This is a genomic window from Nocardioides sp. CCNWLW216 (assembly GCF_037120545.1).
GTDB classification, from domain to species: Bacteria; Actinomycetota; Actinomycetes; order Propionibacteriales; family Nocardioidaceae; genus Nocardioides; species Nocardioides lianchengensis.
The window spans coordinates 380,901-391,452 of record NZ_JBBBBJ010000005.1; the positions used below are offsets into that span (position 1 = coordinate 380,901).

Here is a 10,552-nt window from a genome sequence, read left to right on the forward strand (position 1 = left end):
GTCTTTGCGGTTTACGATCGCCCCATGGAGCTCACCCGGATCACGCCGACCCCCCAGCAGCTGCGGGCACTCAGCCACCCCGTGCGACTGCGGATGCTCGGGCTGCTGCGGGCCGAGGGGCCGGCGACGGCGACCGGGCTGGCGACCCGGCTGGGGCTGAACAGCGGCGCGACGTCGTACCACCTGCGCCAGCTGGCGACCCACGGGTTCATCGAGGACGACGCCGGGCGCGGCAACGGGCGCGAGCGGTGGTGGCGGGCGGCGCACCAGTCGACGTTCACCGACCAGCCGGCGACCGAGGAGGAACGGGCGGCGGTGCGGGCGTTCGAGCAGTCGGTCGCGGTCGTGCAGACCGAGTTCCTGCAGCGGGCGGTCGAGGAGCAGGAGCTGCTGCCCGAGGCGTGGCGCCGTACGACGAGGCTCAGCGACTGGATGGTCCGGCTGACGCCGGCGCGGGCCGAGGCGCTGGTCACCGCGCTCGAGCGGATCGTCGAGGAGGTCGACGAGGAGGAGGGGGACGGGGTCGGGGACTTCATGGTGGTGCTGCAGGCCTACCCGCGGCCCGGGACCCAGGTGGTGGATCCGACGTGAGGCGGCCGCTCTACGGCTGGCTGAGCGCGGAGGCCGTCTCCCTGACCGGCACCCGGGTCTCGATGATCGCGCTGCCGTGGTTCGTCCTCACGACGACCGGGTCGGCGACGCGGACCGGGCTGGTCGCCCTGGTCGAGCTGCTGCCGCTGGTCGTGCTCAAGGTGCTCGGCGGGCCGGTGATCGACCGGCTCGGCCCGCGCCGGGTGGCCATCACCTGCGACGTCGGCTCGGTCGCCGTGGTCGGCGCGATCCCGCTGCTCCATGAGCTCGGGGCGCTGAGCTTCGGGCTGTTCCTGGCCCTGGTCGCGCTGGCCGGGGCGCTACGCGGACCGAGCGACGCGGCCAAGAGCGCGATGGCGCCGGCGCTGGCCCGCGAGGCCGGCGTACCCCTGGAGCGGGCGACGGGCCTGCACTCCACCGTCGAGCGCACCGCCACCCTGCTCGGCTCGGTCTGCGCCGGCCTCCTGGTCGCCGCCGTCGGCCCCGCCACCGCCCTGTTCGTCGACGCCCTGTCGTTCGGCCTCGCCGCCGCCCTCCTCGCCTGGGCCACCCGCCCACCTGTGGAGAACCTCGCCGAGTCGGCACACATGTGCGCCGACTCGGCGGAACCATCCACAGGCGGGTACGGACGGCAGCTGCGGGAGGGGTGGGACTTCCTGCGGCGGGACCCGGTGCTGCTGGGGATCTCGGTGATGGTGGCGCTGACCAACCTGCTCGACGTGGCGTACGTGAGCGTGCTGCTCCCCGTCTGGGCCGACGAGTACGGCGGGGGCGCGGCCGCGATCGGGCTGGTGCTGGCCGTGTTCGGCGGTGCGTCCGCGGTCGGGGCGCTCTGCGCGGCGGCCTGGGCGGCCGGCCTGCCGCGGTACGTGACCTACCTGGTGGCGTTCCTGGTCGCCGGGGCGCCGCGGTTCGTGGTGCTCGCCCTCGACGCCCCGACCTGGGCGGTGCTGGCGGTGTCGGTCGCGAGCGGGCTCGCGGCGGGCTTCCTCAACCCGGTGCTCGGCGCGGTGATCTTCGAGCGGATCCCCGAGCCCCTCGTCGGCCGGGTCTCGTCGCTGACCACCGCCATGTGCTTCGCGCTGATGCCGCTCGGCGGGCTGCTGGCCGGCGTCCTGGTCGGCGGGATCGGGCTCGCCCCGGCGCTGGTCGCGGTCGGCGTGGCCTACCTCGCGGTCACGATGCTGCCCGCGCTCGACCCCCGCTGGCGCGAGCTGGACTCACGCCAGCCCGGCCCGGATGGCCAGGATGGCGGCCTGCACGCGGTCGCGGCTGCCGGTCTTGTCGAGGACGGCGGGCCCCGTGCCGGGGCTGAGACCAGGTCCCCGAGCGGACCCATCCGGTAGCGGCGCTGGTCTGAGTACGCGGGCCGATGTGCCGCGGGCCGCACCGGCCGAGCATCGAGGCATGTCCGCCACCGCCCGGCGCCGTACCCGGATCGTCGTCACCGTCGCCGTGCTGGCCGCCGACCTGCTCGCCCTCGCCGCCGCGGCGGCGATGTACGCCTGGACCCGGATCGAGCTCGAGACGAACCCGGAGGCCGACGCGCTGACCGCGATCGGCTACGTGATCGCCGGGATCGCCGCGGCTCCGGCCGTGGTGTCGTTGCCGTTCCTCGGTCTCGCCCGCTGCTGGTGGGGCCGGCGGGCCGGCGACGTGCTGCTGGGCATCGCCGCCGTCCCACCGGCCCTCATGACGCTGCTGCTGGTCGGCAGCCGCCTCGCCTGAGGATCCTCAGCGGCGGACCCGCACGACGACCCGCTCGGTCGCGGGCGCGACCGTGGCGGAGCCGGCGTACCGGACGGTCAGCACGTGCCGACCGCGCGTCAGCCTCGGCAGCCGGACGACCCGGCGGCCGTCGGTGGCCGTGGTGCGGGCGACGACGCGGTTGCCGGAGCGGACCTCGATCCGGCCCCGAGCCGCGACGTCGGCGTCGAGCCGGACGACCAGGCGCGGAAGGCGGGCGGTCCCGGCCGTGCGGACCCGCAGGTCGGCGGCGGCCCGGGCGACCCTCACCGTCACCCGGTCGTACGACGGCGCGTGGCCGGCGTCGCCGGGGTAGTCGACGACCAGCTCGTGCCGTCCGGGCGCCAGCGCGGTGCCGGGCAGGGTGACGACGGCCCGACCGCCGGCGAGGGTGCCGGTGCCGAGCACCCGGCCACCGGCCGAGACCCGGACGGCGCCGGTCGGCGCGGCCGCGCCGGCCACTCGGACGACGACCCGGTGCGGGGCGCCGTACGACGGCGCGTCGGTGGCGAGGGTCGCCGCCGTGCTGCTGGCCGGGAGGGCCGGGGCGGCGACGGCGAAGGTGCCGGTGGCCACGGTGTCGTCGACGCGCTCGCCGAAGCCCTGCTCCGCGGTCCAGGTCAGCGGACGGCCGGTCGCCGGGACGTCGGCGGCGATCCACCAGCGGCCGTCGGCGTCGACCGTCGCCGAGCCGTCGAGGTCGCCGCCGAGGGTCACGGTGGCCCGGGGGGTGCCGGTGCCGGTGAGGACGGTCGACGCGGTGCCGGTGGGCAGGGTGGCCGCGGGCTCGCGGTCGACGGTGAAGCCGGCGAGCTCCGGGCGGGCGATCAGCCACTGGTCGGGCGTCGTCGGGTGGTCGATGATCCGGGTCTCGCCGATGCAGCCGTGCCAGCCGTTCTTGGCCTTGTCGTCCACCCAGTCGGCGCCGAGGATCCACGGCATGCCGCTGTTCATCGAGGCGCCGCCGGAGGCGGTGGCGTTGCGGAGGACGGGCGCGCCGTCGACGTACATCGTGGTGGTCTGGGTGTCGACGTCGTTGACGACGGCGACGTGCTGCCAGGTGTCGACCATGATCTCGCCGGACCACGCCGTCTTGTCACCGCGCGTGGGGTCGCCCGGAACCTCGGTCATCTGGAACTCGCGCAGGTTGGAGATGCCGAGCGCGGTCGGCGACGCGGTGTAGTCCCACTGCGTGCGCGCGAAGCCCGGGATCGTCGAGCGGTTGCCCGAGCGGACGACGGCCTTGCTCCAGCCGTTGGCGGTCGCGTCCCACGACGCGTCCATCTTCACGAACGTCTCGATGGTGTAGCCGTTCGGGAACTTGGTCTTCGTGACGGGCGTGCCCGCCGCCGACTGCAGGTAGCTGAACCGGCCGGTGGTCTGGTTCGAGCCGTCGAAGCAGACCGCGCGCGGGTCGGAGGAGTAGGGGTTGACCTGGTCGGTGACGGTGACGTCGCCGACCTCGGCGGTGGGCGAGCCGGACTCCGCGAGGGTGGCGCGGCGCAGGTCGCTCTCGCCCGCGACGTCCGCGAAGACCTGGCCGGGCGCGACGACGCCGGGCTGCGCGTCGCCGAAGCGCCAGTGGGCGAGCGTGCCCGGCACCCGGACGTAGTCGTCCTCGTTGCCGGCGAGCTCGCGCGCGTCGCCCGCCGGCGGGACGAACCCGTCGAGGATGATGTCGCGTGCCTTCCTGGTCAGCGACGGCTGGTCGGCCGGCCCGTCCTGGAACCCGGCGAAGCGGGCGGAGAAGTCGAGCTTGACCTGGTACTGCTGGTTCGGCGCCTCCAGGAACGCCTGGTCGTACGACGTCAGCTTCTCGGCCGGCTTGCCCACGACCCACGGCGACGCGGTCTGCATGGTCATCGTGTTGTTGGTCAGGTCGAACTCCATCAGGCCGAGGTAGCCGTTGCCGCCCTCGTAGGCCATCTGGTGGTCGATGAGCACCTGGGTGACCGGGTGACCGGCGTCGTTGCTGCGGGTCAGGTGGGTCGACCCGTGGAAGTGGCCGTTGAACGTCAGGAAGATCTGGTCGGTGCTCCTGATCAGCCCGTCCCAGACCCGCTTGCCGTAGCCCGACTCCCGGGCCGTCACGGCGTCGGCGTCGATGCCGATCAGGTCGTGGCTGGTGAGGATGGTCGGGAGGTTCTGGGTCTCGATGACCTGCTTGGCCCAGGCCAGGGTCGCGTCGGACGCGCGCCACGGCAGCGACATCGACAGGAACCTCTGGCCCTGGGCCTCGAAGACGTGCCACTGGCTGAAGCCGGTGGCGTCGTACCCGCCGAGGGTGGTGGGCGCGGGCCGCTTGCCGGGCCCGAAGTTCTGCCAGTAGCGCTCGTTCGCGACCGTGTAGTCGGTGTCGAGGACGCTGTCGCTGCTGTTGTTGACGTCGTGGTTGCCCGCGAGGATGCCGTAGGGCACGCCGGCCGCGTCGAGGACGTCCATGGCCCGGTCGGCGGCGGTCCACTCACCGGCGTTGCCCGCCCGGTCGACGATGTCGCCGACGTGGGTCACGAACGGGATGTTGAGCTCGTCCGCGTGCTCGGCGATCCACTCGGTCTGGACCTGGAACGGGTCCTTGCCGTAGCGCGGGATGAACTGGTCGGCGGCGTAGCGGGAGTAGAACTGCGTGTCCGGCAGCACCGCGAGGGTGAACCGCGACGCGTCGGTCGCGTCGTCGGCGTCGACGGGGGCCGCCGCGCCGGCGGCCTGGGGGAGGCTCAGCGTCGCCAGCACCGCGGCCGCGGCGAGGCCGCGGGTCGCGAGGGAACGGGGGGAGGGGAGGGAGTGCACCGTGCTCCGATCGAGATCGTGTCCGAATGCCGACCGACCGGCCGGCGCAGGCACGCTCGCGCGGACGCCGGAACGGTCCGGGACCGGCCCGTGACCTCCCTGTGAACGAGACGCGGCACTTCGACGAGGGCTCTTCGTTAGGGATGCCGGACCACGGGGCAGTCTCCGACCGTGCCGACGACCCGCTCACGACCCCGCCGGACCGCCGCGGTCGTGGTCGGCGCGGGCGCGGTGGTGCTGCTCGCGCTGGCCGTGGTGCTGGCCGCCCGCACCTGGTGGGCGCAGCGCGGCGGCCTCGGGTCGTACGCCCCGATCGGCTACACCGCTGCCGTGGTCCTCGCCGGGCTGGGACTGGTCTCCCTCAGTCTCGTCCGGTCCGCGCGGGCGGCGGGGTCCGCGGCCGGGTCGGCGGGGCTGCTGGTGCTGGCCACCGTGCCGCTGCTCCTGGTGGTCGCCTTCGTCCTGGCCGCAGCGATGTGAGGGAGGCCCGGATCAGCGCGGGAAGGACGCCGCCAGCCGCAGCAGCCGGTCGTTGGCCTCGGTCTCCCCGATCGAGACCCGCGCCCCCTCCCCGGCGAACGGCCGGACGACGATCCCGAGCTCGTCGGCCGCCTGCGCGAAGTCGGCGGTCCGCTCCCCCAGCCCGAACCAGACGAAGTTGCCCTGGGCGTCCGGCACGTCCCAGCCGGCCGCCCGCAGCCCGTCGACGACGCGGGTCCGCTCGGCGACCAGGGCGTCGACCCGCTCCAGCAGCTCGGGCTGCCGCTCCAGGGAGGCGATCGCGGCGACCTGGGCGACGGTCGAGACGCCGAACGGCAGCGACACCGCCCGCAGCGCGGCGGCGATCGGCGCGGGCGCGACGGCGTACCCGACCCGGAAGCCGGCCAGGCCGTAGGCCTTGGAGAAGGTGCGGGTGAGCACCACGTTGGCGCGCGAGCGGTACGACGCCAGCCCGTCGACCGGATCGTCCATCCGGACGAACTCGACGTACGCCTCGTCGACGACGACCACGACGTGGGACGGCACCCGAGCAAGGAACGCGTCGAGCTCGGCCTGCGTGACCGCCGGTCCGGTCGGGTTGTTGGGCGTGCAGACCAGCACGATCCTGGTGCGGTCGGTGATCGCCGCGGCCATGGCGTCGAGGTCGTGCCGGCCGTCGGGGAGCACCGGCACCCGCACGCTCGCGGCGCCGGCGGCCGTGACCGCGATCGGGTAGGCCTCGAAGGAGCGCCACGCGAAGACGACCTCGTCGCCGGGGTCGCAGAACGCCTGCACCAGCTGATAGATCAGCCCCACCGACCCGGTCGCCACCGACAGGTCCTCCACCGGCACGTCCAGCGAGTCCGCCAGCGCGGCGTACAGCCCCGAGGCGCCCATGTCGGGGTAGCGGTTCATCTGGCCGACCGCCGCCTGAACCGCCTCCACCACGCCGGGCAGCGGCGGGTAGGGGTTCTCGTTCGACGACAGCTTGTACGACGTCATCCCGGGCCGGACGGTCGGCGGCCTCCCCGCGACGTACGGCGGGATGTCGGCGATGGTCGCGCGCGGCTGCGGGGTGCTCATGTCGTCAGGTTATGTCTCCGCCAGGGCCGCAGCAGCAGCGCCAGCAACAGCCCGACCAGCACGCCGAGCACCGCGCCGGTCACGTTGTCGATGATGTCGGTGACGTCGCAGGCGCGGTCGATCCGGGCCAGCTCCAGCTGGGTCTTCTCGATGGCGACCGAGTACGCCGCCAGCAGCCCCAGGCCGAGCGGCACGGCGAGCAGCGCGGTGGCCCGCCAGCGGGCGGCGACCACGACCAGCAGCGCGCCGGACGGCACGAACGCGACCGTGTTGAGCAGCCGCTGGCCGCCGGAGAAGATCCAGAAGCCGTCGGGGGCCGGGCCGCCGATGTCCCACGAGCAGGTGGTCAGCCGGCCCTCCGCGCTGACGATCCCCGGGGCGCCGTTGGCGGGGATCAGGGTCAGGCAGGCGATCACCGCGACCGACCAGAGCAGGCCGGCCAGCGCGCCGGCCCCGAGCCAGCCCAGGCGGCGGCGCAGGGCGACCGCGAGACCGAGGCAGACCAGCCCGGACAGCAGGGCGCCGAGCAGCATGACGCCGTACCCGCCGACCGGAAACATGGAAAAGACCGTACCGAGCCGGTCCGCGTCCTATCGTCGCGCCATGACCCGTCTCCTCGCCGCGCTCGGGGCGCTGCTCAGCATGCTGCTCGTCGCCCCGCCCGCGGTCGGAGCGGCTCCCACCGCCGACCCGGTCGTCTACTACAACCTCGGCTCGGCCGAGGTGCGCCCGACGCTCGTCTTCACCGCCTACAGCTCCGCGCCCACGATGACGGTCCGGCGCTGGAAGCACTGGGGCGACGCCGTCGCCGTGGGTCGCGGCCGATGGGACAGCACCTGCGCGTCCTGCCCGCCGCCGGCGCACCGCCGCGCGGTGATCCGGCTGAGCCGGATCCGCACGTGCGACGACGGCACCCGCTACTACAGCAGGGCCGTCGTCGTGGTCGCCCGGCCCGACCAGGGCGAGAAGCAGCGCCGCTACCGGCTCAGCACGGGCTGCCCGCCGGCCTGACCCGGGTCAGGCCAGCGGCGGCAGCACGACCTCGCCGCCGGGAACCGAGGGCAGGTCGCGACCGATGGTGATGTCGACGGCGTTGGCCATGCAGCGGATCGAGCCGCCGCCCTTGTGGAACTCCGACACGTCGACGATCACGACGTCGAAGCCCCACTCGACCAGCTGACGACGCACCCGCGGCGGGCACGCCGGCATCACGACGGTGCTGCCGACGACGACCGAGTTGGCGCAGAACGTCGTCAGCGCCTCCTCCTCGGTCAGCACCAGCGGCTCGGGCACCAGCTCGAGCAGCGCGGCGGCCGAGGGCGCGTCGAGCGCGGAGGGGCAGACCAGCGCGCGCCGCTCGTCGAGCGGGCAGAAGGCCAGGTCGAGGTGGTACATCCCCGGGTGGGTGATCCGCAGCCCGCGGACCCGCACGCCCAGGTCGGCCGCGAGGTGCTTCAGCGCCAGCTCCTCGGTGCGCGGGCCGTAGCCGACGACCAGGGCGTCGCCGAAGGCGAACGCGTCACCGGCCTCGAGGTGGGCACCGACCCCGTCGCGGCCGACGTACGACGTCGCGAAGCCGTGCTCGGCGAACCACGGCTGGGCCGACAGGCCCTCCATCCGCCGCTCGGGGAAGCGCATGTGGGACATCACGACGTGGGGCGTGCCGTCGGCCTTGACCAGCCCGAGGCCGAGGTTCATCGCGTAGACCATGTCGGGGGCGTCGGCCCGCTGGGCGAGGACGTCGACTTCTGCGCCGAGGTCCTCCAGCGTGCGGACCATCGCGTGCCACTGGAGCATCGCGACCTGCGGGTCGGGCTGGACGGCAGTGTCCATGAAGGGGTTGATCGAGTACTCCACCCGGAAGTGGGTGGGCTCGACCGCCACGTAGTGCCGGCCCCAGTCCAGCGTGGGCGCATCCAGCTGCTGCTCCATCGGCGTTAACCTCCTCGTCATAATTGTCAGACAATCTGACAAGAAGTGTACGAGAAGAACGGGGCTCGCGTGACCAGTGGTCCGGACAACCTGCGGGCCGTGCCCCAGAATGGCCCCATGTCGGAGACGGTCGGTTCCTTCGGGACGCTGCACCTGGAGCACTCGTCCACCGTGGACCGGGTCGCCCAGGAGCTGCGGCGCGCCGTCTTCGACGGCGAGCTGGAGTCGGGCACGCCACTGCGCGAGGTCGCGCTGGCCGCCTCGCTCGGGGTCTCCCGGCCCACCGTCCGGGAGGCGCTGACCATCCTGGTCGCCGAGGGCCTGGCCACCCGCGAGCCCAACCGCGGCGTCCACGTCGCCACCCCCGAGGTCGACTCGGTCCGCGACGTCTGCGCGGCCCGGTGGGTCCTCGAGGGCGCCGGCGTGCTCCGCTGGGCCGAGGCCGGCGAGAGCCAGCGGGCCCGGGTCCGCAGCACGCTCGAGGCCTACACCTCCGCCGTACGACGCGGCGCGTCGTACCAGGAGCTCAACGAGCGGCACCTCGCCTTCCACGTCTCGCTGGTCGGCCTCACCGGGTCGCCGCGGCTGGTCGCGATGGCCGACAACCTGGTCGTCGAGCTGAAGCTGGCGCTGGCCCAGGTCGAGCGGATCCGCCGCAACGCCCACGACGAGGCTGACAACCACACCGCCCTGCTGCTCCTGCTGGAGGACGGCGACACCGCGGCGGCCCACGCCTTCCTGCGCCAGCACCTCATCGACGCCGAGGACGACATCATCGACGCCCTCGGCCTCTCCTGCTGACCCCTCCTGACCCCCGAAATCGCCGAGTCGGCGCCGGAGCGTATCGAGCAGGTTGCTCGCCGGGTCGACGAAGGTGGCGCGGTCGCTGCCGTTGAGGCGGAACTGGATGGGGAGCTTGGCCATCGGCGCCTCCTCAGCGCGGCTCGCCGGCGAGCAGCCGGCCGAGATGGACGGGGAGGATCTCGCGCCGATACCACTCGCTGGCGATTGCGTCGGTCGCCGGGCGGCAACCTTCGAGCGCCGCCTGCTTCGCCGCCTGGATCGCGCTCTGGTCGGGCGGCTGGCCGTCGCGCGCGCGCACGACGCCGCGGGCGCGGATCGGGGTCGGCGCCATCGCGCCATAGGCGACGCGCGCCTGCGCGATCCGGCCGCCCGCAAGCGGCAGATGCGCCGCGATCGAGAGCAGCGAGATGCCCTTCGGCTTCACCCGGCTGATCTTGCGGAAATGGAACTCGGCCGGGTTCTGCGGCCGGGCGAACTGCACAGCCGTCACCAGCCCCTGGCCGCCGCGCTCGCGGGCGCTGAGGAAATCCTCCAGAGCCACCGCCCGGCCCGAGCCGTAGCCGGATTGCAGCACGACCTGCGCATCGAGCGCCAGCAGTGCCACTGTGAAGTCGCCATAGGGCGCCGCGGCGAAGAGATTGCCGCCTATCGTCGCCATCGTCCGGACCGCCGGGCCGCCGATGGCGCGCGCCGCGGCATGCAAAAAGGCGAGCTCGCGATTGGCCAGCACCATCGCCATGGTCACCCCGGCGCCGAGTTCGATGCGGGCGCCGCCAGCGCTTATCTGGCGGAAGGCCGGATCGGTGACGCGCACCAGCGTGCCCTCGGTCAAACGGCCCTCGTTGACGTCGCGCATCACCAGCGTGCCGCCGCCGATCAAGAGCGCCTGGCGGTCGCCGGAGAGGATGCCGGCGGCTTCCGACAGGCTGGCGCAGGTTCGCAGATCGAGCATGTCAGGCCTCCTCGCCGACGATCGCCGGCAGGCGGCGCACCGCCTCGATGCCGTTGGTGTAGACCTCGTCGCCGACCAGCCTGGCGAGCTCGGCCTCGCGTCCCGGCGGCGTGGTGAAGCGGCTCTCCCAGTGCCAGAAGCTGCGATTGCCGTCCGTCACCGGCAGCAAACGGA

General features: G+C 73.7%; 11 protein-coding genes. 6 read left to right on the forward strand and 5 right to left on the reverse strand.

Annotation, left to right across the window (positions count from 1 at the left end; translation table 11 throughout):
* Window positions 1-24 precede the first annotated feature (24 nt).
* The 3 genes from V7S47_RS14450 (at window position 25) to V7S47_RS14460 (ending at window position 2,319) form a co-directional block, all read left to right on the forward strand.
* Window positions 25-591, forward strand: a complete 567-nt coding sequence (locus V7S47_RS14450) for a winged helix-turn-helix domain-containing protein (protein ID WP_336562197.1) — start codon at window positions 25-27, stop codon at window positions 589-591.
* A complete protein-coding gene (locus V7S47_RS14455) occupies window positions 588-1,937 on the forward strand; it encodes an MFS transporter (protein WP_336562198.1) in 1,350 nt (449 codons plus the stop codon). The genes V7S47_RS14450 and V7S47_RS14455 overlap by 4 nt, the downstream gene beginning before the upstream one ends.
* Before the next feature lie 61 nt (window positions 1,938-1,998).
* Window positions 1,999-2,319 carry a hypothetical protein gene (locus V7S47_RS14460; protein ID WP_336562199.1) on the forward strand — a complete coding sequence of 107 codons (321 nt, stop codon included), beginning with the start codon at window positions 1,999-2,001 and terminating at the stop codon, window positions 2,317-2,319.
* A 6-nt stretch (window positions 2,320-2,325) separates the two neighbouring features.
* On the opposite strand, the gene V7S47_RS14465 is transcribed toward V7S47_RS14460, so the two are convergent.
* Window positions 2,326-5,127: an Ig-like domain repeat protein gene (locus V7S47_RS14465; protein ID WP_336562201.1), complete on the reverse strand. Its 2,802-nt coding sequence runs from the start codon at window positions 5,125-5,127 to the stop codon at window positions 2,326-2,328.
* A 171-nt stretch (window positions 5,128-5,298) separates the two neighbouring features.
* Here V7S47_RS14465 and V7S47_RS14470 point away from each other — a divergent pair, with 171 nt between their 5' ends.
* The gene (locus tag V7S47_RS14470; RefSeq protein WP_336562202.1) at window positions 5,299-5,607 is read left to right on the forward strand and encodes a hypothetical protein; all 309 of its coding nucleotides are present in this window, start codon (window positions 5,299-5,301) and stop codon (window positions 5,605-5,607) included.
* A gap of 12 nt (window positions 5,608-5,619) precedes the next feature.
* On the opposite strand, the gene hisC is transcribed toward V7S47_RS14470, so the two are convergent.
* The gene (hisC, locus tag V7S47_RS14475; protein WP_336562203.1) at window positions 5,620-6,690 is read right to left on the reverse strand and encodes a histidinol-phosphate transaminase; all 1,071 of its coding nucleotides are present in this window, start codon (window positions 6,688-6,690) and stop codon (window positions 5,620-5,622) included.
* A complete protein-coding gene (locus V7S47_RS14480; RefSeq protein ID WP_336562204.1) occupies window positions 6,687-7,250 on the reverse strand; it encodes a VanZ family protein in 564 nt (187 codons plus the stop codon). The genes hisC and V7S47_RS14480 overlap by 4 nt, the downstream gene beginning before the upstream one ends.
* 43 nt (window positions 7,251-7,293) lie before the next feature.
* Here V7S47_RS14480 and V7S47_RS14485 point away from each other — a divergent pair, with 43 nt between their 5' ends.
* Complete coding sequence (locus V7S47_RS14485; protein WP_336562205.1) at window positions 7,294-7,701, forward strand: hypothetical protein; 408 nt, start codon at window positions 7,294-7,296, stop codon at window positions 7,699-7,701.
* Between the two features lie 6 nt (window positions 7,702-7,707).
* Here the strand turns inward: V7S47_RS14485 and V7S47_RS14490 are convergent, their stop codons facing one another.
* Window positions 7,708-8,622, reverse strand: a complete 915-nt coding sequence (locus V7S47_RS14490; RefSeq protein WP_336562206.1) for a dimethylarginine dimethylaminohydrolase family protein — start codon at window positions 8,620-8,622, stop codon at window positions 7,708-7,710.
* A gap of 117 nt (window positions 8,623-8,739) precedes the next feature.
* Here V7S47_RS14490 and V7S47_RS14495 point away from each other — a divergent pair, with 117 nt between their 5' ends.
* Window positions 8,740-9,423, forward strand: a complete 684-nt coding sequence (locus V7S47_RS14495; RefSeq protein WP_336562207.1) for a GntR family transcriptional regulator — start codon at window positions 8,740-8,742, stop codon at window positions 9,421-9,423.
* Between the two features lie 133 nt (window positions 9,424-9,556).
* On the opposite strand, the gene V7S47_RS14500 is transcribed toward V7S47_RS14495, so the two are convergent.
* Window positions 9,557-10,378, reverse strand: coding sequence for an FAD binding domain-containing protein (locus V7S47_RS14500; RefSeq protein WP_336562208.1), 822 nt, complete (start codon window positions 10,376-10,378; stop codon window positions 9,557-9,559).
* Between the last annotated feature and the right edge of the window lie 174 nt (window positions 10,379-10,552).